The 26363-nt window shown below is 45.5% G+C and carries 21 protein-coding genes and 1 tRNA gene; 16 read left to right on the top strand and 6 right to left on the bottom strand.

From position 1 onward, the window contains the following. The first annotated feature begins 310 nt into the window (after positions 1-310). From ACTQ50_RS03410 to ACTQ50_RS03395, 4 genes are all read left to right on the top strand, one after another. A complete protein-coding gene (locus tag ACTQ50_RS03410; RefSeq protein WP_441482968.1) occupies positions 311-1237 on the top strand; it encodes a nucleotidyltransferase family protein in 927 nt (308 codons plus the stop codon). Between the two features lie 39 nt (positions 1238-1276). Then, entirely contained in the window at positions 1277-2359 is a 1083-nt protein-coding gene (locus ACTQ50_RS03405) for a phosphotransferase enzyme family protein (protein ID WP_441483039.1), read from the top strand. A 104-nt stretch (positions 2360-2463) separates the two neighbouring features. Continuing rightward, positions 2464-3480, top strand: a complete 1017-nt coding sequence (galE, locus tag ACTQ50_RS03400; RefSeq protein ID WP_441482967.1) for a UDP-glucose 4-epimerase GalE — start codon at positions 2464-2466, stop codon at positions 3478-3480. Positions 3481-3499: 19 nt separating this feature from the next. Continuing rightward, positions 3500-4108, top strand: coding sequence for an HAD family hydrolase (locus ACTQ50_RS03395; RefSeq protein WP_441482966.1), 609 nt, complete (start codon positions 3500-3502; stop codon positions 4106-4108). A gap of 68 nt (positions 4109-4176) precedes the next feature. Here ACTQ50_RS03395 and ACTQ50_RS03390 read toward each other — a convergent pair. Further along, positions 4177-4249: transfer RNA gene (locus ACTQ50_RS03390), tRNA-Phe, on the bottom strand. A 245-nt stretch (positions 4250-4494) separates the two neighbouring features. Between ACTQ50_RS03390 and ACTQ50_RS03385 the strand changes: the two genes are divergently transcribed. The 5 genes from ACTQ50_RS03385 (at position 4495) to ACTQ50_RS03365 (ending at position 8971) form a co-directional block, all read left to right on the top strand. After that, complete coding sequence (locus ACTQ50_RS03385) at positions 4495-5379, top strand: NAD(P)/FAD-dependent oxidoreductase (RefSeq protein WP_441482965.1); 885 nt, start codon at positions 4495-4497, stop codon at positions 5377-5379. 107 nt (positions 5380-5486) lie between these two features. Next, a complete protein-coding gene (trxA, locus tag ACTQ50_RS03380; protein ID WP_118582321.1) occupies positions 5487-5789 on the top strand; it encodes a thioredoxin in 303 nt (100 codons plus the stop codon). A gap of 4 nt (positions 5790-5793) precedes the next feature. Next, the gene (locus ACTQ50_RS03375) at positions 5794-7524 is read left to right on the top strand and encodes a B12-binding domain-containing radical SAM protein (protein WP_441482964.1); all 1731 of its coding nucleotides are present in this window, start codon (positions 5794-5796) and stop codon (positions 7522-7524) included. Positions 7525-7656: 132 nt separating this feature from the next. Then, entirely contained in the window at positions 7657-8361 is a 705-nt protein-coding gene (locus tag ACTQ50_RS03370) for an AIR synthase-related protein (RefSeq protein ID WP_441482963.1), read from the top strand. A 109-nt stretch (positions 8362-8470) separates the two neighbouring features. Beyond that, a complete protein-coding gene (locus ACTQ50_RS03365) occupies positions 8471-8971 on the top strand; it encodes a tRNA (cytidine(34)-2'-O)-methyltransferase (RefSeq protein WP_441482962.1) in 501 nt (166 codons plus the stop codon). Positions 8972-9236: 265 nt separating this feature from the next. Here ACTQ50_RS03365 and ACTQ50_RS03360 read toward each other — a convergent pair whose 3' ends face one another. The 3 genes from ACTQ50_RS03360 to ACTQ50_RS03350 form a co-directional block, all read right to left on the bottom strand. Further along, on the bottom strand, positions 9237-10742 hold the full coding sequence (locus ACTQ50_RS03360; RefSeq protein WP_441482961.1) for an ATP-binding protein: 1506 nt from the start codon (positions 10740-10742) through the stop codon (positions 9237-9239). Beyond that, the gene (locus tag ACTQ50_RS03355; protein ID WP_441482960.1) at positions 10739-11440 is read right to left on the bottom strand and encodes a response regulator; all 702 of its coding nucleotides are present in this window, start codon (positions 11438-11440) and stop codon (positions 10739-10741) included. Before ACTQ50_RS03355 ends, ACTQ50_RS03360 begins: the two co-directional genes overlap by 4 nt. 154 nt (positions 11441-11594) lie before the next feature. Beyond that, positions 11595-13976: an endonuclease MutS2 gene (locus ACTQ50_RS03350; protein ID WP_441482959.1), complete on the bottom strand. Its 2382-nt coding sequence runs from the start codon at positions 13974-13976 to the stop codon at positions 11595-11597. A 190-nt stretch (positions 13977-14166) separates the two neighbouring features. Here ACTQ50_RS03350 and ACTQ50_RS03345 point away from each other — a divergent pair, with 190 nt between their 5' ends. From ACTQ50_RS03345 to ACTQ50_RS03330, 4 genes are all read left to right on the top strand, one after another. Beyond that, on the top strand, positions 14167-15114 hold the full coding sequence (locus tag ACTQ50_RS03345; protein ID WP_441482958.1) for a 3'-5' exoribonuclease YhaM family protein: 948 nt from the start codon (positions 14167-14169) through the stop codon (positions 15112-15114). Between the two features lie 5 nt (positions 15115-15119). Beyond that, on the top strand, positions 15120-16496 hold the full coding sequence (rlmD, locus tag ACTQ50_RS03340; RefSeq protein ID WP_441482957.1) for a 23S rRNA (uracil(1939)-C(5))-methyltransferase RlmD: 1377 nt from the start codon (positions 15120-15122) through the stop codon (positions 16494-16496). A gap of 251 nt (positions 16497-16747) precedes the next feature. Continuing rightward, positions 16748-18415 (top strand): DUF6020 family protein, encoded by a 1668-nt coding sequence (locus ACTQ50_RS03335; RefSeq protein WP_441482956.1) that lies wholly within the window; start codon positions 16748-16750, stop codon positions 18413-18415. Between the two features lie 27 nt (positions 18416-18442). Continuing rightward, positions 18443-19789, top strand: coding sequence for an MATE family efflux transporter (locus ACTQ50_RS03330; protein WP_441482955.1), 1347 nt, complete (start codon positions 18443-18445; stop codon positions 19787-19789). Positions 19790-19841: 52 nt separating this feature from the next. Here ACTQ50_RS03330 and ACTQ50_RS03325 read toward each other — a convergent pair whose 3' ends face one another. Next, a complete protein-coding gene (locus tag ACTQ50_RS03325; RefSeq protein WP_441482954.1) occupies positions 19842-21098 on the bottom strand; it encodes a helix-turn-helix transcriptional regulator in 1257 nt (418 codons plus the stop codon). A gap of 265 nt (positions 21099-21363) precedes the next feature. Here ACTQ50_RS03325 and ACTQ50_RS03320 point away from each other — a divergent pair, with 265 nt between their 5' ends. Both ACTQ50_RS03320 and ACTQ50_RS03315 read left to right on the top strand, forming a co-directional pair. After that, on the top strand, positions 21364-22521 hold the full coding sequence (locus tag ACTQ50_RS03320) for a glycoside hydrolase family 5 protein (RefSeq protein WP_441482953.1): 1158 nt from the start codon (positions 21364-21366) through the stop codon (positions 22519-22521). 91 nt (positions 22522-22612) lie between these two features. Continuing rightward, positions 22613-23998, top strand: a complete 1386-nt coding sequence (locus tag ACTQ50_RS03315) for an MFS transporter (protein WP_441482952.1) — start codon at positions 22613-22615, stop codon at positions 23996-23998. A 279-nt stretch (positions 23999-24277) separates the two neighbouring features. Here the strand turns inward: ACTQ50_RS03315 and ACTQ50_RS03310 are convergent, their stop codons facing one another. Further along, on the bottom strand, positions 24278-24811 hold the full coding sequence (locus tag ACTQ50_RS03310) for a PadR family transcriptional regulator (protein WP_441482951.1): 534 nt from the start codon (positions 24809-24811) through the stop codon (positions 24278-24280). Between the two features lie 247 nt (positions 24812-25058). On the opposite strand from ACTQ50_RS03310, the gene ACTQ50_RS03305 reads away from it, so the two are divergent. Then, positions 25059-26291: an L-lactate MFS transporter gene (locus ACTQ50_RS03305; RefSeq protein WP_441482950.1), complete on the top strand. Its 1233-nt coding sequence runs from the start codon at positions 25059-25061 to the stop codon at positions 26289-26291. The last annotated feature ends 72 nt before the right edge of the window (positions 26292-26363 follow it).

The raw sequence follows: 26363 nt of genomic DNA, 5'->3' as shown, positions 1-26363 counted from the left end.
GGCATTATCAGAATGCTGTCATGTAAAAACCCTGCCCCTGTATCTTGAGACAATATCAGTATACCCTATATTTGTGCGAAACGCCATAAATATTTCTGCTTTTTTTTGCCTTTTTTGGTGAAAACTGATTGCAGGTTTCGAAAACTCATCTATTTTTCTGAAACAATAGGTCTTATAAAAATTGACAAGAAGCAGTTTGTCTGTTACCATCAAACTATATGCAGTTTTGTTTGCATATGCTTTGGTACAGGCAATATTGTAATTTACATAAATATCCAGTTCCTGGATAAAAATGGGAGGTAAAAGAGGAATGAAAAAGCCAGCATTAGTAGTTATGGCAGCAGGTATGGGAAGCAGATACGGCGGCCTGAAGCAGATTGACCCTGTTGATAAAGATGGAGATATTATCATTGATTTTTCCATCTATGATGCGATTCAGGCAGGATTTGAGAAAATCGTATTTATTATAAAGAAAGAGAATGTAGCAGATTTCCGTGCAGCTATCGGAGACCGTATGAGTAAGCACGCTGAAGTTGTGTTTGTATTCCAGGATCTGCATAATCTGCCGGAAGGTTTTGAGGTTCCGGAGGGACGTGTGAAACCTTGGGGAACCGGTCATGCCATCATGAGCTGTATGGATGTGATCGACGGACCATTTGCAGTCATCAATGCAGATGATTATTATGGACGCCACGCATTCCAGATGGCATATGACTTCCTTACACAGAACCAGGACAAAGACGGTGTTTACCAGTATATGATGGTTGGCTATAAGCTGGAGAACACCCTTACCGATAACGGTCATGTAGCCCGTGGTGTATGCGTGACAGACGAAGAGGGATACTTGAAAGATATCAATGAGCGTACCCACATTGAGAAGAGAGACGGGGGAGCTGCTTACACAGAGGATGACGGTGCTACCTGGCATGAGCTTCCAATGGACGCAACCGTATCCATGAACATGTGGGGATTTTCTGCAAGTATTCTGAAAGAGCTGAAAGACAGATTCCCGGCATTCCTGAAAGAGAACATTGAGAAGAATCCGCTGAAATGCGAGTATTTCCTCCCATTTGTAGTAGATGAGCTTCTTGGCGAGAAGAAAGCAACTGTTAAAGTCCTGAAATCCATGGATAAATGGTACGGCGTAACTTATAAAGAGGATAAGCCGGTTGTAGTAGCAGCAGTCCAGAAGATGAAGGATGAAGGCATGTATCCGCAGAATCTGTGGGAGGATTGATAAGTGGAGAAAACAAAAGATGCAAGCCGTCAGGAACTGATGGAAGTGATCGACAGCTTTGATTTTGGCGGAGAGCTTGAAGAGGTTGGCATATTTGGAAACGGTCATATTAATGAGACTTACCTGGCAGTCTTTTCCAAAGGAAATGAAAAGAAGCGTTACATCCTCCAGAAAATGAACCGTCAGATTTTCCAGGATCCGGTTGGCCTTATGGAAAATATCAGTGGCGTTACTTCCTGGCTGAAAAAGAAAATTGTGGAGAATGGCGGAGATCCGGAGCGTGAAACTCTAAATATTGTAAATGACCGCGCAGGTGCTCCTTATTTTGTAGACAAAGAGGGAGAATACTGGAGAGCTTATCTGTTTATTGAAAATGCTACCTGTTTTGACCAGGTGGAGAGCGATGAGGACTTTTACCAGAGTGCACTGGCTTTCGGTAATTTCCAGCGTCTCCTTGCGGACTATCCGGCAGAGACTCTTCATGAGACCATTCCAAATTTCCACAATACAGTGAAACGTTTTGCTGATTTTAAGAAGGCTGTGGAAGAGGATGCCTGCGGACGGGCAGCAGATGTTCAGAAAGAAATCCAGTTTGTGCTGGAAAGAGAGCAGCTGGCCCATACTCTGGTAGATCTTCAGGAGGCTGGCAAACTGCCTCTTCGTGTAACACACAACGATACCAAGCTGAACAATATTATGATTGATAATGCCACCCATAAGGGAATCTGTGTCATCGATCTGGATACGGTAATGCCGGGACTTTCCCTGAATGATTTCGGTGATTCCATCCGTTTCGGTGCAAGTACGGCTGCGGAGGATGAGCAGGACATTTCCAAGGTATCCTGCGATCTTCATCTATTTGATGTGTATGTAAAGGGCTTTCTGGAGGGATGCGGCGGTGCCCTTACGGATCTGGAAGTGGAGATGCTTCCAATGGGCGCCATCCTTATGACTTTTGAGTGTGGAATGCGTTTCCTGGCAGACCACCTGGAGGGAGACCATTATTTCCGCATCCACCGTGAAAATCACAATCTGGACCGTGCCAGAACCCAGTTTAAGCTGGTGTGGGACATGGAACAGAAATTATCTGAGATGAAAGCTATTGTACAAAAATATAAATAGTGGTATGCTAAAGCAGGCAGGTATAAAACATATCTGCCTGGGTACCAATAACGAATGCAAAGGATACATATTGGAACTTTGCAGCAAACGAGGAGGAAAATATCATGGCAATTTTAGTAACAGGCGGTGCAGGATACATCGGAAGCCACACTGTTGTAGAACTTCAGAATTCCGGTTATGACGTAGTAGTTCTGGATAATTTGTCAAATTCCAGCGAGAAGGCTCTTGACAGAGTTTCCAAGATCACAGGTAAGCCGGTTAAATTTTATAAGGCAGATATCCTGGACAGAGAAGCCCTTGACCAGATTTTTGACAAAGAAGACATTGACTCCTGTATTCATTTTGCCGGACTGAAAGCTGTTGGTGAGTCCGTAGTGAAGCCATGGGAATATTATGAGAATAATATTGCAGGAACCCTGACTCTTGTAGATGTAATGAGAAAACATGGCGTTAAGAATATCATCTTCTCTTCCTCTGCAACTGTATATGGCGATCCGGCACAGATTCCGATCACAGAAGAATGCCCGAAGGGACAGTGCACCAACCCATACGGCTGGACCAAATCCATGCTGGAGCAGGTTCTTACAGACATTCAGAAAGCAGATCCAGAGTGGAACGTAATGCTGCTTCGTTACTTCAACCCGATCGGTGCCCACAAGAGCGGAACCATCGGCGAGAATCCAAATGGTATCCCGAACAACCTTATGCCATACATCACACAGGTTGCTGTTGGCAAGCTGAAAGAGCTTGGTGTATTCGGCAATGACTATGACACTCCGGATGGAACCGGCGTGAGAGATTATATCCACGTAGTGGATCTTGCAAAAGGTCATGTAAAAGCTCTGAAGAAGATCGAGGAGAATCCTGGTCTTGCAATCTACAACCTTGGTACAGGTAAAGGCTACAGTGTTCTTGATATTGTGAAGAACTTTGAAGCAGCTACAGGTGTGAAGATCCCATACGTGATCAAACCACGCCGTGCAGGAGATATTGCTACCTGCTATTGCGATGCTTCCAAGGCTGCTAAGGAGCTTGGATGGACTGCAGAGAACGGCATCCGCGAGATGTGCGAGGATTCCTGGAGATGGCAGAGCAATAACCCGAATGGTTATGAAGATTAATTTTAAAGGATAAATACATATGATTCAGAATCTGATTTTTGATGTTGGAGATGTGCTGGTGGAGTATCGCTGGTTTGAGATGCTGACCAAGGATTATGGTCTTTCGGAAGCTGAGGCGAAGCGGATCGGCGGGGAAATGTTTGACAATGAGATCTGGGTACAGGGACTTGACGGCGGAAGGCTGAGCCTTGAGGAAGCCATTCACCAGTATGAGCTGAAGTATCCGGCGGATGTGGACGTGATGGGCTGGTTCCTTCGAAACGGAGAGCAGATGGCTGTAAAGCGCCCGGAAATCTGGGACAAGGTTGCAGCATTGAAGGAAAAAGGGTATAAGATTTACCTGCTTTCCAATTACTCAGAGGAGCTGTTCCATATGCATACCAAGGGAGCGAAATTCCTGGATGTGCTGGATGGCGGAGTGGTTTCCTACCAGGTGCATGCTTTGAAGCCAGACCGGGAGATTTATGAGATCCTTCTGGAGAAATATAACCTGAAAGCAGAAGAGTGCCTGTTTTTCGATGACCGCGCCGATAATGTGGAAGGCGCGAAGAAGGTGGGAATCCAGGCGATACAGGTGACATCAAGAGAGATGCTGAACGAAACATTAGATAAAATGCTCACAGAATAAATGAGGCCGCCCCTCCGGGGGCGGCTTTTTCTAACTGGACAAGAGTATGTAAAAAAAATACAAAAAAATGCCCAGAGCCGGAATCGAACCAGCGACACGAGGATTTTCAGTCCTCTGCTCTACCAACTGAGCTATCTGGGCATTTATAAGTTCTTCAAACTTACAGTGCATATAATAGCACAGAAAACATTCACACGCAAGAAAAATTTTCAAAAATCTGTAAATTCAAAAAACTCAGCGAACAACATACATCCTTTTCCTTGTAAAAACCATGCCTTGCTTTTCATATATACTAATGTTAGAATGGCAGTAGCCTGAAGGAAAGATCATGGTGGGATATTGCCAGGAATTTCTTACAGGCAATCTGACGAAAGGCAGGTGAAGCTATGGAAAAAGTGATCATTATCGGTGCTGGACCGGCGGGGATTTCGGCGGCTTTGTATGCAGCAAGGGCGAATATGGATCCGCTGGTGATCAACAACGGTATTGGAGCTTTGGAAAAAGCTGAGAAAATAGAAAATTATTATGGTATGGAACACCCTGTTTCCGGGAAAGAATTATTTGAGACCGGGATTGCCCAGGCGAAGGCACTTGGCGTAAGGATCCTGGAGGCTCAGGTTCTGGGAATTGGCGGATTCGATACCTTTCAGGTGAAAACTACAGTTGGTGACTTTGACACCATCAGCGTGATCCTTGCTACCGGCAGTAAGCGGAAAGCTCCTGCGATTCCTGGAATCAGGGAATTTGAGGGAAAAGGCGTCAGCTACTGCGCAGTATGCGATGCATTTTTCTACAGAGGAAAAGACGTGGCTGTACTTGGAAACAGCGACTTTGCTCTTCATGAAGCAGAAGAACTGGCTCCTATGGCTGGTTCTGTTACAATCTATACAGATGGAAAGAAACCGGAATTTTCCAAGGAAGCTCCTTTTGCTGTGAATACCATGAAAATCCAGTCCGTGGAGGGCGATGAGAAGGTGTCCGGACTGCGGCTGGTTTATGAGCCAGAGAAATTTGCTCCTGCAGACGGCGTTTTCGTAGCACTTGGAACTGCAGGAAGTGCAGAGATGGCCAGACAGATGGGCGCGGCCCTCACCGAGAAGGGCAATATCAAGGTAAACGAAAAGATGGAGAGCACCATCCCCGGGCTCTTTGCAGCAGGTGACTGCACAGGCGGACTTTTGCAGGTAGCGAAGGCCGTTTACGACGGAGCCCAGGCTGGGATCAGCGCCAACCAGTATGTGCGAAAGAAAGAGCAGAAAAATGCAAATTGACGGCTGTTTTTTCGTGAAATGTATAACTGTGAAGATACGAAACAGTTACATTGGGAACATGAATATAAATTCAGAACTGGAAATGAAATAGAAAGGATGAATCAATTATGGCAAAAGTAATCACAACACAGAATTTTGAAGAAGAAGTATTAAAATCCGAGAAACCATTTCTCCTTGATTTCTGGGCAACCTGGTGCGGACCATGCATGCGCCAGGGACCGATCGTAGAGGAATTAGGTGAGGAAGGCTACGCAGTAGGAAAACTGGATGTAGACCAGAATATGGAGCTGGCACAGCAGTTCCGCGTTATGAGCATTCCTACCCTGATCATTTTCAAAAATGGAGCAGAAGCACACCGTCTGGTTGGACTTACCGACAAAGAAGAATTAAAGAAGCTTCTGGACGAATAAGCGGATGAAGATATTACTTGCAGCGTGCAATGCCAAATATATACACTCCAATCTGGCTGTTTTTAACCTGAAAGCCTATGCGAAGGAGTATGACAGCCATGTGATTTTAAGGGAATACACCATCAATCAGCTGAAGGATGATATCCTGAAGGATATTTACAGATGCCATCCCGATGTGGTGTGTGTATCCTGCTATATCTGGAACATTACCTTTGTGCGGGAACTGATGCAGGATCTGCGGAAGATCCTGCCAGAAGTTCCGTTCTGGGCCGGCGGTCCGGAGGTGTCTTATGATGCGGAAGAATTTCTGAAAAAGAATCCGGCATTTCAGGGTGTTATGCTTGGGGAAGGGGAGGAAACTTTCCTGGAACTGACAAGGCATTATGTGGACAAAAATATTTCTCTGGAAGAGATAACCGGTCTTGTGTACCGGAAACCGGACGGTACCACTCAGAATAATGGCTGGCGTCAGATCATGGATCTTAGCAAGGTGCCTTTTGCATACGAAGATCTGAAGGATTTTGAAAACCGGATCATTTATTATGAAAGCAGCCGTGGCTGCCCTTTTTCCTGTAGTTACTGTCTGTCCTCCGTGGACAAGAAGCTGCGTTTCCGTGATCTGGAACTGGTTAAGAAAGAACTGCAGTTTTTTCTGGATCACAAAGTGCCCCAGGTGAAGTTTGTGGACAGAACCTTCAACTGCAAGCATGATCACGCCATGACCATCTGGCAGTACATAAAGGACCATGACAATGGAATCACCAATTTCCATTTTGAAATATCCGCAGACCTGTTAAAGGAAAACGAACTGGAGCTGATGCGCACCATGCGTCCGGGACTGATCCAGCTGGAGATCGGTGTACAGTCCACAAATCCGGACACCATTCGTGCAATCCACCGTACCATGGATTTTGAAAAGCTGACTGGAATTGTAAATAAAATTCACAGCTTTAAGAACATTCATCAGCACCTTGACCTGATCGCTGGACTTCCATATGAGGATTATGACAGCTTCCATAAGTCCTTTAATGACGTGTATGCACTGCGTCCCCAGCAGCTTCAGCTTGGATTTTTGAAGGTTCTGAAAGGATCCTACATGAAAGAGATGACAGAAGAGTACGGAATCGTACACAAGGAATTGGAGCCCTATGAGGTATTGGGAACCAGGTGGCTGCCCTATGAGGACATTTTGCGTTTGAAAATGGTGGAAAGTATGGTAGAACTGTACTATAATAGTGGACAGTTCCAGAATACCATTGCCTGTGTGGAGCCGTTGTTTGAGGACGCTTTTACCTTATATGAGAAGCTGGGACAGTTTTATGAGAAAAAAGGTTATTCGGAGATTTCCCATTCCAGAATGCGCAGATATGAGATTCTGCTGGAGTTTGTAAGAGAAGAACTGGAAGCGCAGGAAGCTGCAAAGCAGGCAGCAAATCAGGAAGTGACAGCAGGAAAAACTGGGCCTGATAGCACGTGCATGAATTCTGTAACCTGGGAAAAAGCAGCAGACAGCATGATCTACGATCTGTATCTCCGCGAAAACCTGAAAAGCCATCCGTCCTTTGAGATGGACCAGAAGCCTTATGAGAAGGCAATCTGGGAATACCGGCGTCAGGAGAAAGTGCCGAAGACAGCGCACATCGAAGTGTTCCGGGATGGCAGAATATTGTTGTTTGATTATGAAAACAGGGATCCGCTGCTTCACAATGCGGCGGTGAAGGAAATCAGCCTGTAAGAAAGGGAGTATATTATGGGAATGTTTGATCCAAAGAAAAGAAAACTGGTTACAGCGATTATCGCAGTAATCCTGGTACTGGCCATGGTTGTGCCTACCGTTATTTCTCTTCTTCTGTAAGGAAACGAGAAGATGAGACTTGGACAAGCGGCTATGGAGGCTTTGCAGGCAGAAATCTGCGGGCTTCTTACGCCTGGAAATGAGCTTGTGGTGGCAGGAGCTGTTGCCCTTGAAGGAACGGTACAGATCGCAAAGGCGAAGCATGATATTTTAAGAGAACATTTTTCTGAAAGCTTTCTCCGAAATGCGGGTGAGCTGAGAGACGTTTATGGGACAGTGAAGGAAAACGGGGAAAGCTGTGCGCCTGTTGGAAATAAGGAAGACTGCTGTGGGGAAACGATGGCAGCAGGTGGAAAACTTAGTGCCCCGATTACTGGTAAGGTGGAAGACTGTGCTGCATGGAAAGCGGCGAAGGCAGCTGGCGCGACAGCACTCTATGCAATGGGAGAGGGCGGCTTTTTAAGTGCACTGTGGAAGATGGCGGAAGCATCCCAGGTAGGACTGGAAATGGACTTTACGAAAGTGCCTATCCGCCAGGAAACTATTGAGATCTGTGAGATTTTTGACATCAATCCATATAAGCTGAATGCCAGGGGCGCCATCCTGATCGGAATTCCGGCAGGAGAGGCATTGGTGCAGGAGCTTCGCAGACTGGGAATGATGGCAGCTGTGATCGGTCAGACCAATGCAGGAAATGACAGAATGCTTTACTATAATGGAAATGGCCGATATCTGGAACGTCCTGGGAAGGATGAAATTTATAAAGTTTTGCCTTAAAATACAAAGTGAAAGAATAAAAAGTTTTAGAAGGACAGCATTTGTTATCTGTGTTGTTTACAAAAACGAATGCTGCTTAAATTACTGTGAGTACAGGAGCTGAAAATAAATGGGAACATTAAACATTGTACTTCATGAGCCGGAGATTCCGGCAAATACAGGAAATATTGGACGTACCTGTGTGGCCACAGGTACCAGACTCCATCTTATTGAGCCTCTTGGTTTCTCTTTAAGTGAGAAAGCCCTGAAGCGTGCCGGGATGGATTACTGGAAGGATCTGGATGTGACAACCTATCTGGATTACGAGGACTTCCTGGAGAGAAATCCGGGAGCAAAGATCTATTATGCAACGACGAAAGCACCTCAGACCTACGCAGATGTAAAATACGAGGATGACTGCTTTATTATGTTTGGAAAGGAAAGCGCCGGAATTCCGGAAGAAATTCTTCGGGACAACCAGGAAACCTGCGTGCGGATCCCAATGGCCGGCGAGACCAGATCCTTGAATCTGAGCAATTCCGTGGCGATCATTCTCTACGAAGCCTTCCGCCAGCATGGCTTTGAGCACTTGAAACTGGAAGGGCATTTGCGGAAATATGACTGGAAATAGAGTGGGAGAGGTTTTATAGTCTTCACGGCAATATATTTCAAGATGTATAGAAAAAGAGTTACTGTTCACTCCGTTCACAGCAACACGCTTCGCGATGCACAGAAATCATGCAAAGCATGATTTCGCGCCGCTATTCTCGGGTTTTCTGTGAGCTTTGCTTACAAAAAACACCTCGCGGAACATCAACTGTGAACAGTAACGAAAAAGACCTACGGCATAGCAGAAATTCTGCATATGTTGTAGGTCTTTTGTAAGTTATGAATTTTTATTTTACTTTTTTCAAAGTAAAAATAAACTCCGTTCCAACCCCTTCCGTACTGATCACATTAATATTCTGATTGTGCGCTTTAATGATCTCTTTTACAATAGAAAGTCCAAGTCCCGTTCCCTTTCGGTCTTTTCCACGGGAGGTGTCGGTTTTGTAGAATCTGTCCCATACCTTGGACAGACTCTCTTTGGGAATTCCCACTCCATGATCCTTCACAGAAACAAAAACCTTATCATTCTTTACAGAAGTTTCCATAATGATGGAAGAATTGTCATTACTGAATTTGATCGCATTGTCCAATAAATTGTACAGTACCTGCTGGATCTGTTCCATGTCGGCTTCCACGAAAAGCTCTTTTCCATAGAGCAGCAGTTCCAGATCAATATTCTTTTTCGAACAGGTTCCCTCGAAGGTATTGGCAGTATTTTTTATGACATCATTGATATCAAACCGGCGGATGTTCATCATCCGTTTCCGCTCATCCAGATCGTTTAATACCAGAAGGCTTCGTGTCAGTTTTTCCAGACGGTCAGCCTCATGGGAAATGATATTTAAGTATTTATCCTGTAATTCTGGTGGAATGGTACCATCCAGGATCGCTTCCACATAGCCCTTGATGGAGGTAAGGGGAGAACGGAAATCATGGGAAACGTTGGCGATAAAGGTTCGCTGGTATTCTCCATTCTGATTGATCTTGTCCGCCATGTAGTTTAAGGTATTGGCAAGATAACCCATTTCATCCTCTGATTTCACTGGAATGCGGTAGCTTAAGTCTCCGTTGGCATACTCGGAAGCCCCCTTGATGATCTGCTGCATGGGAATATGGACCCATTTCTGATAGCAGAGCAGAAGCAGTCCGCACAGTGCGTACACAGCCAGGAAAACCATCTGGAGGATGCCAAGAAGTCCGCTGCGCTTCTGATAAAGCTGCTGCATGTCATAGTGGTAGGTGACATATCCCTCTGTGGTTCCCCTGTTTTCCACTGGAACAACCACGTTTAAATGTGGGCTGGAAAAATATCCATAAAAATTACTGATCTTGTACTGGGCATTAAGCCAGAAATCCAGGTCAGAATCCGGGATGGAAACGGTATCGGAAACAGAAGCTGGTTCTGTAGATGCCTCCTTATCAGAGACATGATCTGTATCGGAAGTCCCGTTGGAAAAATCGGGAGCAGACGCTGCATGGCTGAGGCTGTATTCCAGATCGGAGGATTGCACCAGCACATGAAAATCCTCATCCAGGATCAGAATCCCGGCTCCCTCTCCGGAAGCAAGAATATCTGTGATCTTTTCCAGTCCGTCGGTATCTCCATCTGCAACCTGCTGCCGGGTGATTTCATCAGAGGCAAATCTTACAGCGCTGTCATGGAGCCTTGCCCCCACTTCGCCTTCCAGGTAAGTCTCCACAAAATGGGAGCCTCCGGCTGTGGCGAAGAGGAAGCTTGCAATGCCAATGAGAATGTAGCTGGCGATCAGCTTACTGTGGACGGTTTTTCTCATTCGCTTTTTACCTCAAACTTATAGCCAATTCCCCAGACTGTGGAGATAGACCAGCTTGGATGATCCTTGATCTTTTCACGGAGACGTTTGATGTGAACATCTACCGTTCTGGTATCGCCAATGTACTCATATCCCCAGATGTGATCCAGAAGCTGTTCTCTTGTAAATACCTGGTTTGGTGAAGATGCCAGGAAGTAAAGAAGCTCCAGCTCCTTCGGCGGCATATCCACCTGTTTTCCCATATAGGTAACAGAATAATTGGTAAGATTGACTGTAAGGTCCGGGTAAGTGGCGCATTTCTCATCGCTTACCACAGTGGTCTGCTTGGGCTGGAAACGGCGGAGTACAGCGCGGACCCGGGCAACCAGTTCCTTGGAATCAAATGGCTTGATAATATAATCGTCGGCGCCCAGTTCTAATCCCAGCACCTTGTCGAAGGTTTCGCCTTTGGCGGAGAGCATGATGATGGGGACGTCTGAGGTGTGGCGGATCTCGCGGCATACCTGATAACCGTCAATTCCCGGAAGCATCAGATCCAGAAGGATCAGGTTGGGATGGAAGGTCTGAAATTCTTTTAAGGCCAGTTCGCCGTCGTTTACGATCTTTGTTTCGAAACATTCTTTGGTAAGATACAGAGAAATCAGCTCTGCAATATTGTTGTCATCATCGACAATGAGGATTTTCTGTTTAGCAACCATAGTTCGTTTCTCCTTCTAAAATTTATAGTAAAGTCCTGAAATGTGCCTGAAGAAGCACATCCATGAAGGCAAAACTTCTAGTGGCTTGTCACAAGAAGTTTTGCTTTTCTATGCATTGCGAAGCATGTAACTGTGGCGGTTCTGAACAGTTACGTTATTTCTTAAACTCTACAATTGTAACACCTGCATCACCCTCGCCAAATTCCGCCAGGCGGAAATCAGCCACATGCTTCTGGCGACGGAGATAGTTATGCACACCCTTTCGCAGTGCGCCGGTACCTTTACCATGTACAATACGCACACTCTTCAGGTGGGCCAGATAAGCGTCGTCCAGATATTTGTCCAGCTCGGCAACCGCCTCATCCACTGTTTTTCCAAGGAGATTGATCTCTGTGGAAACGCTGGTGGACTTGGACATACGGATCTTGCCTGCGCCTGTGCGGGAAAGTCCGGGGGTGTTGATAACCGGCTCGTCTACAAGCTCCAGGTCGGAAATGTGGACCTTGGAACGGATAATACCCATCTGTACGAACAGGAAGCCCTTGGAATCCGGATGACTGCTGACCGTTCCCTTCAGATTCATGCTGAGTACTTTTACGGTATCGCCAAGGGAAAGATCCTTTGGCTTCAGCTCTTTCTTCGGCTTCTTCACAGTGGTATTCATGGACATGCCCTTTTCAGCCTTGTTCATGCGGTTTCGAAGATTCTGGCGCTCTTTTTCAATGGCTGCAGTATCCACATGATCCTTCTGGAATTTGTGGAACATTTTCATGGTCTGGTCCGCATATTCCTTGGTGTCTGCCAGGATCTTTCGGGCTTCTTCGTTGGCTTCCCGTAAGATCCGCTCTTTGCGCTCATCCAGCTTCTCCTGCTTGGACTCCAGTTCCTGCTTCAAGGAAGCAATCTCTGCCTTATAACGCTCCACTTCCTGACGTTCGTTTTCGATGATCACACGGCTGTTTTCCAGGGAGGTAAGGACATCCTCGAAGGACTCGTCCTTCTGGCTGATCTGCTCCCTGGCGCGTTCAATGATAAAGTCCGGAAGACCAAGCTTGGAAGAGATGGCAAAAGCATTACTCTTTCCAGGAACACCGATCAGGAGGCGGTAAGTAGGACGTAAGGTTTCTACATTAAATTCACAGCAGGCATTTTCCACCCCGTCTGTAGAGAGGGCGTAAACCTTCAGCTCGCTGTAATGGGTGGTTGCCATGGTGCGGATGCCCTGTTCGTGCAGGAAGGACAAAATGGAGATGGCGAGGGCTGCACCCTCTGTAGGGTCAGTACCAGCGCCAAGCTCGTCGAAAAGCACCAGAGAGTCCTGGTCGGCTTTTTTCAGGAAGGACACCACGTTTGTCATATGGGAAGAAAAAGTACTGAGAGACTGCTCAATGCTCTGTTCATCCCCGATATCGGCATAGACCTCATGGAAAACAGAGAGCTCAGAACGGTCCAGGGCTGGAATGTGAAGTCCGGCCTGTCCCATCAGGGTGAGCAGTCCTACTGTTTTCAGAGAAACCGTTTTACCGCCGGTGTTTGGTCCGGTTACTACAAGCAGATCGAAATCTTCCCCAAGACGGATGTCAATGGGAACAGCCTGTTTCTTCGGGATCAGAGGATGGCGGGCCTGTTTCAGGTGAATGCGTTTCTCTGTATTGAAAATAGGCTCTGTAGCGTTCATATCTAGGGCAAGTCCAGCTCTTGCAAAAATGAAGTCCAGCTGGATCATAATGTCCAGGTCTGCGCGGATGGCATCTATATTCTGGGCGGTCTGTTCGCTTAAGGTGGCGAGAACGGCTTCGATCTCTTTCTGTTCCTGAAGCTCCAGCTCACGGATGTCGTTGTTCAGTTTGACAATGGCCAGAGGCTCAATAAATAAAGTAGAGCCAGTGGAGGACTGGTCGTGGATCATACCGGGAACCTGTCCTTTGTATTCGGCTTTTACCGGGATACAGTAGCGGCCGTTTCGCATGGTGATAACGGAATCCTGCAGGTAATTGCGGGCACTTCCGTTTACCAGGGAGGCCAGCTGGGTGTGGATGCGGTCGTTGGCAACCTTCATGCTGCGGCGGACGTGCATCAGGCCGGCACTGGCGTCGTCGCTGATCTCATCCTGGGAGAGGATGCAGCGGCGGATCTCGGAAGAGAGGGGAGTCAGTGGCTCCAGGCTCTCGAACATACCGTCCAGGGAGTCTTCCCTTGCATCTCCACGTTCATTGCGGGAGTATGCTTTTACCCGGTTGGTATTTTCCAGAAGTCCGGCAATGGCAAGGAGCTCGGAGATCCCAAGGGAGCTTCCGATCTCCAGCCGTTTCAGGGAGCCGCGCACGTCTTTGACGCTTCCGAAGGAGATGTTTCCTTTCTGGAAAAGGCGGGTGAGGGCGTCCCTGGTCTGGGTCTGCATATGGCGGATCTCATAAACATCTTCAGATGGCAGAAGGTGTCTGCACAGGTCTTTTCCCATCTGGGAGGAGGCCTTCTCTGTCAGCTGGTCGATGATCTTGTAGTATTCAAGTGATTTTAAAGCTTTTTGATTCATAATTTCTCCTGTAAATAACAAATCTGAAAATCATATTTACTGTACTCCTTATTGTACATGATTTCCAGGGACTTGAAAAGGAAAAAGTGGGGAGAAATTCATAAATTGTTCATAAATGTTTGGTATGATATTAAAGATTGTAATGTCTGGGAAAAACCAGACGTGTCTTTTTTAGAAAGGGAAGGAAATTATGCGTTTTTTAAACGAGTTACATGAGGGCGACCGGATCAGCGGTATTTATCTGTGCAAGCAGAAGCAGCCAGCTGTGACCAAGAATGGCAAGCCTTATGAGAATATTATCCTCCAGGACAAGACCGGAGTGATGGATGGCAAGATCTGGGATCCCAATTCTCTGGGAATCGACGATTTTGATGCCCTGGATTACATTGAGGTCATGGGAGACGTGACCAGCTTTGCAGGAGCCATGCAGCTGAATATCAAGCGCGTGCGCAAGGCAGGAGAGGGAGAGTATAACCCGGCAGATTATCTTCCGGTAAGCGAGAACAGCACAGACGACATGTACACCCAGCTTGTGGCCATGATCGGTACTGTGAAGAATACGTACCTGAATACACTTCTGAAGAAATTATTTGTGGAAGACCAGGAATTCCTGAAATCCTTCGAGGAGCATTCCGCAGCCAAGACTGTACACCACGGCTTTATGGGCGGACTGATGGAGCATACCTTAAGCGTTGCCAAGCTTTGCGATTACATGGCATCCGCTTACCCGGTGATCAAGCGTGACATGCTGATCACAGCAGCCCTTCTTCATGACGTGGGCAAGACAAGAGAGCTTTCCTCATTTCCACTGAACGATTACACCGACGAGGGACAGCTTCTGGGACACATTATCATCGGTGCCCAGATGATCCACGACCTGGCGAAAGAGATCCCGGATTTTCCTCTGGAGCTTGAGAACCAGCTGGTACACTGCATCCTGGCCCACCACGGCGAGCTGGAATACGGTTCTCCCAAGAAACCGGCTATGGTAGAGGCAGTAGCCCTGAATCTTGCAGATAATACAGATGCCCGTATGGAGACTCTCACTGAGATCTTCGCAGCAGATAAGAGCAAGAAGGAATGGCTTGGATACAACAGATTGTTTGAATCAAACTTAAGAAAGACAGGAGAATGGTAATCTTTATGGAATATCGTAAGAATGATATTGTTACGTTAAAGATTGAAGATTGCGGAATTGACGGTGAAGGTATCGGAAAGGCTGATGGCTTCACCGTTTTTGTCAAAGACGCAGTGATCGGAGACACAGTTCGCGCAAAGATCATGAAAGCGAAGAAAAATTACGGTTACGGAAGACTGGAGGAGATCCTTACCCCATCCCCTGACCGTGTAGAGCCAAAGTGCCAGTTCGCAAGACAGTGCGGCGGCTGTCAGCTGCAGGCCCTTTCCTATGAGAAGCAGCTGGAATTTAAGACAGCCAAGGTACGGGGGCATCTGGAACGGATAGGCGGATTCACAGACCTTCCTATGGAAGAAATCCTGGGAATGGAGCAGCCCTTCCATTATCGGAATAAGGCCCAGTTTCCAGTTGGTAGGTCAAAAGATGGCAGGATCATCACAGGTTTTTATGCAGGACGCACCCACAGCATTATTGAGAACCGTGACTGTGCCCTTGGCGTAACCCAGAATAAAGAGGTGCTGGACCGCGTGATCGCCCACATGGAGAAATTCCATATCCAGCCCTATGATGAGACAACAGGCAAGGGCCTGGTGCGCCATGTGCTGATCCGTTATGGCTTTTTCACAGATGAGATGATGGTCTGTCTGATCATCAACGGGGAGAAGCTGCCCGGGGAAGAGGCACTTGTAAAATCCCTTCGGGAGATCCCCCAGACCACCAGCGTGATGGTAAATGTGAATAAGAAGCGAAATAATGTGATCCTTGGAGAAAAGGTTCGTCTTCTCTGGGGACAGCCTTATATCACAGATAAGATCGGGGAGATTTCCTATCAGATCTCGCCGTTGTCCTTTTTCCAGGTCAATCCTTACCAGACCGGACGCCTTTATGGAAAAGCACTGGAATATGCAGAGCTTTCCGGCAATGAAACGGTGTGGGATCTGTATTGTGGAATCGGAACCATTTCCCTGTTTCTGGCACAGCAGGCGAAGATGGTACGGGGGGTGGAGATCATCCCTGCTGCCATTGAGAATGCTAAGGAGAACGCACGGCTCAATGGATTTGAGAATACGGAGTTTTTCGTGGGAAAAGCAGAAGAAGTGCTTCCAGCGCAGTATGCCCGCACTGGCGAGCGTGCCGATGTGATCGTGGTAGACCCGCCGCGGAAGGGCTGTGATGAGACGCTGCTTGCTACCATTATCGAAATGCAGCCAGACCGTGTTGTCTACGTAAGCTGCGATAGTGCAACTCTTGCAAGAGACCTGAAGTATCTTTGCGAGAGAGGCTATGAGCTGAAGAAGGTCTGCCCTGTGGACATGTTCCCGAATACCGTGTCGGTAGAGACGGTGGCACAGCTTGAAAAAAGGGAGGATGGAAGTCTTTGAAGAAATTGCTGAAAAGTAACATTGCAGTTTTGGGATATGCGCTTTTAACCTGTTTTTTCTTTACCTTTAACGTCAGCTCCGGGTCGATCATGCTATTTACAAGAAGCAATCTATCCCTTGCAAGGACCAGCATATTTTTATTGCTGTTTGTAAGTTACCATGTGATCATCCGGAGATTTCCCCAGGGTTACCCTGTAGGATTTCATATAATAGCAATTTTACTCAGCTGTTTTTGCTCCTTTGCATCGGTTATGGGAATGTTTTATTCTACTGCACCACGAAGAGGGGCTGAAGTTAATTTTGTAAATGTGATCACGAAAAGCTATGGGGCACTTATAAAATTCACCATTGTTTTTCTGGGAGGCGTACTGTTTTTCTACCTGTTTACAGGAGCTGTTGGAATCCTGGGAAAATCTATGAAACAGCATTTTTTCCCCAAGAAGCTTTACGAAAAATATGGAAGCTTCGAAATCCCATACGTGGAGCGTTTTTTTTCTTTTCTTCTGGGGGAAAAAAGCTTTTTGAAAACTGCAGTTTTTATAGCGGTCTGCTGGCTTCCTCATTTCATTGCCCGTTATCCGGGAATTGTGACTGTGGACAGTGAGATCAGTCTTCTTCAGTATTATGGAGTGACAGAGTATACCACACAGCATCCGATCATCTATATGCAGCTTTTAGGGCGTTTCGCAGATCTGGGAAACTGGCTTGGAAGTGTGAGCCTGGGCTTATTTTTCCTGCTGTTGATACAGTGTGTGATCCTTTTGCTGGCAATGACTTATATGGTGGATACCATGAAGAAATTTCATATGCCCGCCTGGCTTTTGAATACCACGCTTGTGATCATTGGTTTCGCCCCTTGCTTTACTGGCTATATTGCAGCCTTTGTAATTGATGTGTTCTATGATGCGTTTATTGTTCTTTTTATCATTGAACTTGTGTGGTACCTTTTTAAACCGGAGGTTTATTTTAGTTCCTGGAAACATCCTGCATGTACCATTGCTGCTGTGTTGGGAATGTTTTTTAGAAAGAATGGAATTTATGTGGTAGCTATAGTTTTGCTTTTTGTGGCTGGAAGAGAGCTCTATATGATTCTTCACAAGAAACAAAGCATGCGGGCGGCGCTTATGTTCCTGGCATTTTTATTTCTTCCAATGTGTGTCGGAAAAATAAATGATGCAGCTCTTTATAAAAAATACGATGCAAAGAAAATTTCCACCCGTGCGATGCTGGCAATTCCGCTGCAGCAGATCGGAAGATATGTATTGAATAATAAGGATGACCTTACGGACGAAGAAATTGCTTCCATTCAGGCAGTTATGACCTATACACCGGAAGAATATGCAGAGAAATATCGTCCATATAATATGGATGGAATAAAGTGGGGATTTAATGATGATGCCACTTCTGAAGAGCTGAAAGCTTTTTTCCAGACCTGGTTCCAGCTTTTTATGAAGCATCCGGATACGTATATCAATGCTACTTTAAATCAAAATTATTGTCTGTTCAGTCCACTGAAGGATAATATAAAGTATTATGACAGTACCAGGGAATCGTTGCTGGAGATTGATAAAGTAGATTTTTCGGAGGTTTATAAGCAAAATAACGGAAATGGAATTTTGAAAAAGCTTACAAAGGAATATTACAAGAGATTTTGTGACATTCCCCTGTTTGGACTTTATGTAAATCAGGGAATTCTTGACTTCCTGCTTCTTTCCATATGTCTGTATTGTCTGTTTGATAAAAATGGAAAGCTTCTGGTAGTGTCGCTTCCGCTGCTTCTGACTCTGGCGGTCACCTTTGTTGGTCCGGCAGCTCACGGACATCCAAGATATACATTTCCTATTGCATATGCCATGCCGTTATTTTTCGGACTTTATCTCGGTGAATGGGGATGCGGGGCCAAAAAGAAAAAATTATAAAATTGAAAATTAAGGATAAAAAATAGAATGGACGAACAGAATAAGAATAAATTCTATCAGAAGCTCTGGAGCCTGATGCTGCCCATCGTGTTGCAGAATCTGATGCTTGCGCTGGTGGCGGTAGCGGATGCGTTTATGCTTGGGGGAATGGATCAGAATTATATGTCTGCAGTTTCCCTGGCAACCCAGATCCAGTTTATCCAGAACATGTTTCTGTCTGCGGCAACTGCCAGCCTTGGCATTCTGGGTGCGCAGTACTGGGGAAAAGGGGATGTTAAGACTTTAGATGAGATCTTCTGTATGGCTCTGAGACTTTGTGGACTGGTATCAGTGGTGTTCTTTGGGGCATGTGTTTTTGGCGGCAGATATCTCATGTTGATTTTTACCAATGAGAGTGTGCTCATTGATTACGGTGTAAGTTATCTTAGAATTGCTGGATTTTCCTACCTGCTTACCGGAATTTCCCAGTGTTATCTGGTTATTATGAAAACCAGCGAGCATGCCAAAACAACTGCAGCAATCAGCTCAGCGACAGTATGTATCAACATTGTGCTGAATGCAGTATTCATTTATGGGGCTTTTGGAATTTCCTCAATGGGGGTAAGAGGTGCAGCACTTGCAACTCTCATTGCCAGGATCATTGAGCTGACCTGTTCTGTGGTGGTATCTTACAGAAACGGTTACATTCATCCGCAGATGAAATTCCTGTTTCACAGAAACAAACAGTTGTCAAAGGATTTCACCAAATGCGCCATGCCTCTTCTTGGCGCTTGCCTGTTCTGGGGAATTGGATTTACCTCTTATTCCTCCTTTATGGGACACCTTGGCGTGGATGCGGCTGCAGCCAATTCTGTGGCAGCCGTGGTGCGTGATGTGGTGTGCTGCTTAAGTGCCGGAATTTCCGGTGCAGCTGGAATTATGGTTGGAAATGAGCTGGGAGCTGGAAATCTGGAGAGAGGAAAGGAATATGGAATCCGCCTTTTGAAGATTTCCGTTGTGTGTGGAATTGTGGCAGCAGCACTGATGTGCATTGCGGCACCGGTCATTTTGCATTTTGTGAAGCTGACTCCGCAGGCGACTACATATCTGAAGGGCATGTTTGGTGTCATTGCTTTTTATATGATCGGAAGGGCGATCAATGACGTTACCATCAACGGCATCTTTGGTGCTGGCGGTGATACCCTGTTCGATATGTACAGCCTTGCTGTATGTATGTGGTGTCTTGCCATTCCCCTGGCAGCAATGGGAACCTATCTTTTCCACTGGCCGGTAGTTGTGGTATATGCCTGCACCTGCATCGACGAAGTGGGTAAACTGCCCTGGGTGCTTCATCATTTCCGCAAGTATAAATGGGTGAAGGATTTAACCCATTAAAAATTGGATCATTCAGGCGCCTGGTTACCTAGTACAGCGAATATTAAGTAACCTAGCGCCTGTTATTATTTACGCCATAAGCTTCCCGGTACTGCCGCAAAGTCATTCCTGTGTATTTCCGGAAGACTTTGCCAAGGTGACTCTGGGAGGAGAATCCCAGGTAAGTGGCAATTTCAATATAAGAGTAAGGGGAATAGGTCAAAAGGTTTTGGGTCAGTTTTACTTTCTCCTTCAGGATAAAATCTGTGAGGGTGATTTTTTCCTGGGTTTTAAATAATTCGGATAAATAATTCGCATTCAGGTGGAGCGATTCCGCAATATCCTGGATGCGGATTTTTTCGTGTAAATGGCAGAAAATGTAGTCTTTGGCCTGTTCAGTCCAGATGTTCTGTCGCTTTTTTTGCTGGGAGTCTTTCGATTTCAGGTCAGCTACAGCCTGGGCATATTCAATTTCATATTGGCGGATCACAGAATAAATGACTGCGGAATCTGTCATCTCTTCTATTTTCTGAATATACACATCACTCATGGAGTAAGCGATTTCCGGGAGGAGTCCTCCGCGGATGGCGGCGCGGCTGGCCAGTGTCATAAGGACAATTCCAAGATTCTTCGCATTGCGCAGCTCGTTTTTGGCTAACGTGCCAAGCTTTCCTTTGTAATCCTCATTAATGCTTTTCTTCAGCATTTCAATATCCCCGTTTTCAATGCTGGATCCTTCACGGAGTTCCTGGTCATAAGGATTGTGGGGTTCATTCATTTCCTGTCTCTGAAAAACCAGGTTTGAGTAATCTGTCATGATCTCAGTCTTGGACATCCGGGTGGTGCAATTTCGATAGATCAGTTCATCCCGAAGCAAAGTTTTTTCCCGAAAAAGGTTGTGAAGAAGCAGCAGATTGTCGCAGAAAAAATAGAGATGACAGGTAAACAAAGCTGCCATATCTTCATCTGAAATTGCCTGGAGGTTTTTTGCAGGCGGAAGCTGTACGTTCAGCTGCATGGCATTGGAAAGAAGCAGAGGACCAACGAGAAAATGATGCTCCTGCGCAGAGACGTAGCCATACATAAGTTCCTTTTCCCCTGCCTTTACAGAAAAAAGCAAAGGGCAGTGAAGGGATGCATCTTCTGGCTGCGCGGCAAGAAAGGTAAGGAAATCCGAAGTGGAAAGATAATGATCCTTAAGATCACTGCGGACACAGATGGTTTCAATTTGTGACTGGGAAGGCATGGGTTCATTCCCTGTCCAGGTTTTGACAAAGGTATGCAGCTGGTGGGAAATGTGTTCCAGGAGATAATGATAATTGATGTCCATTTGTATTCCTTTCTGGAAGAAAAAAATTCAGGGTTACTGTGTGACCAGAAACATCCTCAATTACGCTTTCCTTAAAATTTTTTAGTCTTTCGCCATTTATATTCTAAAACAAGAATATCACAAAAATAATACTGAGAAAAGTGATAAAACACAAAGAATTATAATTTAAATTCCAGCTCCTGCCAGATAAAATAGCAGATGAAAAAACAAAGCGCGCGTGGATAAAATATAAATCAAGGAATCAGTGAAAGTGAGGAAAAAGCAATTGAAGGTTAAAGGAGTCAATCTTGGAAACTGGTTAGTTTTGGAAAAGTGGATGAGCCCTTCTTTATTTGATGGAACAACCGCAGAAGATGAATATTATCTGCCAACTCAGCTGTCAAAGGAAGTGTACGAGGCAAGGATCAAGATCCATCGTTCCGAGTACATCACAGAGAGAGATTTCACAAGAATTAAATCTATGGGAATGGATGCGGTACGTATTCCGGTTCCGTATTTTATCTTCGGAGACAGAGAGCCTTTTATCGGATGCATCGAAGAACTGGATAAGGCATTTAACTGGGCGGAAAAATACGGACTTCAGATTCTCATCGACCTTCATACTGCACCAGACAGCCAGAATGGATTTGACAACGGAGGAATCAGTGGAGTATGCAAGTGGTCACAGGAGCCGGGTGAGGTAGAATTTGAGCTTACGGTTTTGGAGCGTCTTGCGAAACGATATGGAAACAGAAAAGGTTTGTGGGGAATTGAGATCCTCAATGAGCCGGTTCTGGAGGATATGTGGGAGAACATGCATGTGGCGGAGCGTTACCCGGCAGTTGACCCGGAAAAAGCAAAAGGAACAAAACCAAATACGATGGAGTTCATCCGTGGATTTTATCTGGAAGCGTATGACCGTATCCGTAAATTTATGCCGGAAGAGAAATATGTGGTATTTCACGATGCTTTCCGCTTAAAAGCATGGAAAGATTTCATGAGAGAAGAGAAATACAAGAACGTGGTTCTGGACACTCACCAGTATCTGATGGTTGCAGAGATGAATGGCTGTGAACAGACTGTGGAAGATTATGTAAAAGAGCTGAAGAAGGATATTGCAGAAATGCAGGAGTATTTTCCGGTGATCTGCGGAGAATGGTGCCTGTTTAATTCTCTTGCAGTTGGCACAGACACCAAAGGCGGACAGACTGTATTAAATGGTGTGGAAGGTCTTGCCGAAGAGAAGGTCAGCGCAGAGGAGAAAAAACAGATCTACAATGCAGTTGCAAAGGCTCAGCTGGACGCATGGGATGCAGGAAGCGGCTATTTCTACTGGAGTTACAAGCTGCTTACAGATACCGTAAACACTCCTGGCTGGGTAGGCTGGGACAGCTGGGACCTTGGAAGATGTGTGGACTTCGGATGGTTCCCGATCGAAAAATAGAATCACAATATTGACGGAAAATAAGGACAGAAGGATTTAACTATAGAATTTATATAACAGAAATAACAAAATAAGAAGAGAGGAAAAAGAAATGAAGAACGAAAATATGAATCCGGACGCGAAATTGTCCTTCCTGGAACGTTTTGCATATGGTATTGGTGATTATGCAGGAAACCTTGTTTATTCCGCGATCAGCGCATTCCTGCTGGTTTATTACACAAACGTGGTAGGTGCAAGTGCAGCGGCAGCAGCTTCCATTATTGCAATTTCCAAATTCCTGGATGGAATCTCCGACCTGGCAATGGGCTATATTGTAGACCATACCCACAGCAAATGGGGAAAAGCCCGCCCATGGATCGCAAGACTTTGTATTCCGCTGGCAGTGTGTACAGTGCTGATGTTCAGCGTACCTTCTGCTTTTGCCGGAAAAGTGCAGATTGCATACATGTTCCTTACATATAACCTTGTTTCCACTATTTTCTATACTGGAATCAATGTTCCTTATGCAACTATGCAGGGACTTATGACAATGAACCAGTATGAGAGAGGTCTTCTTGGAAACTTCCGTAATCTTCTTGCTACAGCAGGAACCATGACCATCAATACAGTAGTTCTGAAAATGACCGGTTTCTTCGGCGGCGGAGATGCTTATACACAGAAGGGCTGGACGGTTACATTTGTAATTTTAATGCTTGTATTTATTGTGCTGAATATGTTTATGTTCTTTATCTGTAAAGAGCGTGTGCATGAGGAAAGTGCTGATGGTACAGGAGAGCAGGTATCTTTTGCAAAAGGTCTTGTAGGTCTTGTGAAAAACAAATACTGGATGCTTATGGTTGTAAGCCTTTTCGCTATGTATTTCATGATGTCCTGCTTCTTTGGATCTGCCGTTTACTTTACTATGTACAATATGGGAAGCGACAGCTACTATGCAATGGTTTCCAACCTGCTGTCCATTTTCCAGATCATCACTTTGTTTATTACACCATTTATTATGAAAAAGGTGAGCAAACGCTACCTGTTCATGGCTGGTATGGCGATTGCAACTGTTGGATTCGTGCTTTCCGGTCTGACTACTTCCTACACCCTGATCTGCCTTTCCTCTATTATTAAAGGAATCGGATTTGGCTGCGGCGGTGCCACTATGTTTGGATGCCTTCAGGATGCTATCACCTACGGCGAGTGGTACAACGGATACGGCACAGCTGGAATGGGAAATGCAGCTTCTTCTTTCTGCATGAAGGTTGGCTCCGGTATTGGAACCGCAGCACTTGGCTGGATCCTGGCAGCTGGCGGATTTAATGCCCAGCTTGAGACACAGAGCGCATCTGCACTTGCTTCCATCAACGTAGCATTTGCATGGGTTCCGGTGATTACCTCTGTGATTTGTGTTGTGTGCATGCTTTTCTTTGACGTAGACAAATATTATGGAAAAGTTGTGGAAGATCTTTCACAGGGAAAATATAGAGAGAAATAAAAGGATAGGTGGGCATAGCGAAGTAAATTGCTATTTAGTGTGCTAAGTTCCAGCCAGTGCACAGCATTTGGGCAATGGGTATTACTCCAGCGAACCATTTCAGGCGCGCCCTTAGCGTAGATGAAATCCAGCGCTTACGGAGACTTAGGAGTGACGGCTCTCCGGAACTCCTTAGTCGCAGTTAGCGATTAGTTCATCGTAGCGTTGCGCCGGTGAGTGAGTAATACCCATTGTCCGAATGCGTCCCTCCTGAAGAACTTTTAACCCACTAAATAGCAATTAATTTAGTAAACTAATAGATTTTCTCAGCCACTCAATCATCATTTCTTCACGCATGATTGCTCCCATGAGTACCAGATAGTCTCCGAATTCATCGGAATTGCTGTCTGGTACCTGGGAGAATTTTTTTTGGTTATTTTGGAGATGCTTTAAGCGGGCGGTGTGTCTGTACACCTGCTCTTCCAGCATAAATCTCCGGTCTTCAGGGGAAAGACAGCTGCAGAAAAATATTTTCAGCCGGGAGATATCCTTAGGAGTAGGCTGGGTAGGTGTTTCGGAAGAGAGCCAGGTCATAAAATCCTGCTGCCCTTCCGGGGTAATATGATACAGCTTTTTTTCCAGGCCATTGTCCGAGGACTCCTGATGGTATGTGATACTTCCTTCTTCTGTAAGTTTCTTAAGCTCCGGGTAGATCTGGCTGTGCTTGGCAGACCAGAATTCGCATAAGGTAGATTCGAACTGCTTCATCAGATCGTAGCCGGTCATTTCTTTTTGATTTAAAAGGCCAAGGATGGCGTATTTTAGTGTTCGCATTTTATTTTCGCTTTCGTAAATTTAATTCTATAGACTATCATACCATATAAGAAAAATTTTCCAACTTTTATGGAAAAAAATCTGGTTGCATTTCTTATGAATCTTCATTTTTCACAAAAATAAGTCAAAAATATTGTTAATAATTACATGTAATATTTTATATGTCGTTATTTACATATCGCACAATCTGTGTTAATCTAAACAAGCATTGACAGAAAAATAACAAACAGAGAAAAGGAGAGACAAAATGAACTTAAGCAGAAAACGGTGGAGAACATTGATCGCATGTTGTTTTATCAATTTGTGCCTGGGGTCCATTTATGTATGGAGTGTATTCGCGGCTTCCATGGCTGAGTTCTTAAGTGCCAGAAATGGCGTAGCCTTAACCACAGCAGACCTTGCAATTGTTTACACCATTGCCAATTCCGTAGGTCCGATCACCATGATCACAGGAGGATATTTCAACGATAAGTTTGGACCGAAGAAGGTTATCCTCACAGGCGGGATTATGGTTGGTGTAGGAATGATCGCTTCCGGATTTGCCACAAGTGTGGGTGCACTGATCGTCACTTATGGCCTGATCTTCGGCCTTGGTCTTGGAATGACATATGGAACTGCAGTCAGCACCTGTATGAAATTTTTTCCGGATAAGAGAGGTCTGATTGGAGGAATCACAACCGCAATTTACGGACTGGGTTCTGTAATCCTGCCTCCGATCGTAACTGAAATCGTAGCAGCCACAGATGCTGCAGCAGCATTTAAGATCGTAGGAATCGCATTCCTTGTTATCATCTGCGGATGTTCCTTCTTTATGGAGCAGTGCCCGGCAGGTTTTGTACCAGAAGGATGGACACCTCCGGCAGCGGCAGCAGGAAACCAGGTGGAAAACAAAAACTGGAAAGAGATGCTGAAAACTCCAGTGTTCTACGTGATGCTTCTTCTGTTTACCTGTGGTGCTTTCAGTGGAATGATGGTTATCTCACAGGCATCTGCAGTTGCTACTAATATGGTAGGAATGACTGCGATCATGGCAAGCACAGCCGTTTCTGTTCTGGCTGTTTTCAACGCAGCAGGACGTATTTTGGCAGGGCTTTTGTCTGACAGGATCGGAAGGATCAATACACTGTCTGTAGCAAGTGTACTTGGAGTTGTCGGTCTTCTGCTTTTATATATGACTGGTCAGGGCGGATATGTTACCTTCTATCTTGGAATCGCAGGAATCGGTCTTAGCTTTGGCTCCTTTATGGGCGTATATCCTGGTTTCACAGCCGATCAGTTTGGGGCAAAAAATAACAGCGTCAACTATGGAATCATGTTCATCGGTCTTGCCGGTGCCGGATACTTCGGGCCGTCTGCAATGAGAAAGATTTATATGACAGAGGGCACTTATCACGGTGCATTCCTGGTAGCATGTGCCTTTGGCCTGGCTGGATTTGTACTTACCTTTGTGTATCGCTTTTTTGCAAAAAAGAAAGCATAGAACAAATAAAAAAAAGTCAAAGAACACAATGATAGTACTGTTTTCATAATCGTACCATAAAAATAAAAGAAA

It is taken from the genome of Blautia sp. Sow4_E7 (genome assembly GCF_052116245.1).
Taxonomy (GTDB): Bacteria; Bacillota; Clostridia; order Lachnospirales; family Lachnospiraceae; genus Blautia_A.
The sequence above is the reverse complement of the archived record's forward strand: the minus strand, read 5'-3'. Positions and strand labels throughout refer to the sequence as shown.

What these genes read in the sequence shown, in the direction of transcription:
- ACTQ50_RS03385 (WP_441482965.1), top strand. Translation starts at nt 4,495, where the DNA reads ATGGAAAAAGTGATCATTATCGGTGCTGGACCGGCGGGGATTTCGGCG.
- ACTQ50_RS03395 (WP_441482966.1), top strand. Translation starts at nt 3,500, where the DNA reads ATGATTCAGAATCTGATTTTTGATGTTGGAGATGTGCTGGTGGAGTAT.
- ACTQ50_RS03365 (WP_441482962.1), top strand. Translation starts at nt 8,471, where the DNA reads ATGGGAACATTAAACATTGTACTTCATGAGCCGGAGATTCCGGCAAAT.
- ACTQ50_RS03355 (WP_441482960.1), bottom strand. Translation starts at nt 11,440, where the DNA reads ATGGTTGCTAAACAGAAAATCCTCATTGTCGATGATGACAACAATATT.
- ACTQ50_RS03370 (WP_441482963.1), top strand. Translation starts at nt 7,657, where the DNA reads ATGAGACTTGGACAAGCGGCTATGGAGGCTTTGCAGGCAGAAATCTGC.
- ACTQ50_RS03405 (WP_441483039.1), top strand. Translation starts at nt 1,277, where the DNA reads ATGGAAGTGATCGACAGCTTTGATTTTGGCGGAGAGCTTGAAGAGGTT.
- ACTQ50_RS03375 (WP_441482964.1), top strand. Translation starts at nt 5,794, where the DNA reads ATGAAGATATTACTTGCAGCGTGCAATGCCAAATATATACACTCCAAT.
- ACTQ50_RS03305 (WP_441482950.1), top strand. Translation starts at nt 25,059, where the DNA reads ATGAACTTAAGCAGAAAACGGTGGAGAACATTGATCGCATGTTGTTTT.
- ACTQ50_RS03310 (WP_441482951.1), bottom strand. Translation starts at nt 24,811, where the DNA reads ATGCGAACACTAAAATACGCCATCCTTGGCCTTTTAAATCAAAAAGAA.
- galE (WP_441482967.1), top strand. Translation starts at nt 2,464, where the DNA reads ATGGCAATTTTAGTAACAGGCGGTGCAGGATACATCGGAAGCCACACT.
- rlmD (WP_441482957.1), top strand. Translation starts at nt 15,120, where the DNA reads ATGGAATATCGTAAGAATGATATTGTTACGTTAAAGATTGAAGATTGC.
- ACTQ50_RS03360 (WP_441482961.1), bottom strand. Translation starts at nt 10,742, where the DNA reads ATGAGAAAAACCGTCCACAGTAAGCTGATCGCCAGCTACATTCTCATT.
- ACTQ50_RS03410 (WP_441482968.1), top strand. Translation starts at nt 311, where the DNA reads ATGAAAAAGCCAGCATTAGTAGTTATGGCAGCAGGTATGGGAAGCAGA.
- ACTQ50_RS03330 (WP_441482955.1), top strand. Translation starts at nt 18,443, where the DNA reads ATGGACGAACAGAATAAGAATAAATTCTATCAGAAGCTCTGGAGCCTG.
- ACTQ50_RS03350 (WP_441482959.1), bottom strand. Translation starts at nt 13,976, where the DNA reads ATGAATCAAAAAGCTTTAAAATCACTTGAATACTACAAGATCATCGAC.
- ACTQ50_RS03325 (WP_441482954.1), bottom strand. Translation starts at nt 21,098, where the DNA reads ATGGACATCAATTATCATTATCTCCTGGAACACATTTCCCACCAGCTG.
- ACTQ50_RS03315 (WP_441482952.1), top strand. Translation starts at nt 22,613, where the DNA reads ATGAAGAACGAAAATATGAATCCGGACGCGAAATTGTCCTTCCTGGAA.
- trxA (WP_118582321.1), top strand. Translation starts at nt 5,487, where the DNA reads ATGGCAAAAGTAATCACAACACAGAATTTTGAAGAAGAAGTATTAAAA.
- ACTQ50_RS03345 (WP_441482958.1), top strand. Translation starts at nt 14,167, where the DNA reads ATGCGTTTTTTAAACGAGTTACATGAGGGCGACCGGATCAGCGGTATT.
- ACTQ50_RS03335 (WP_441482956.1), top strand. Translation starts at nt 16,748, where the DNA reads ATGGGAATGTTTTATTCTACTGCACCACGAAGAGGGGCTGAAGTTAAT.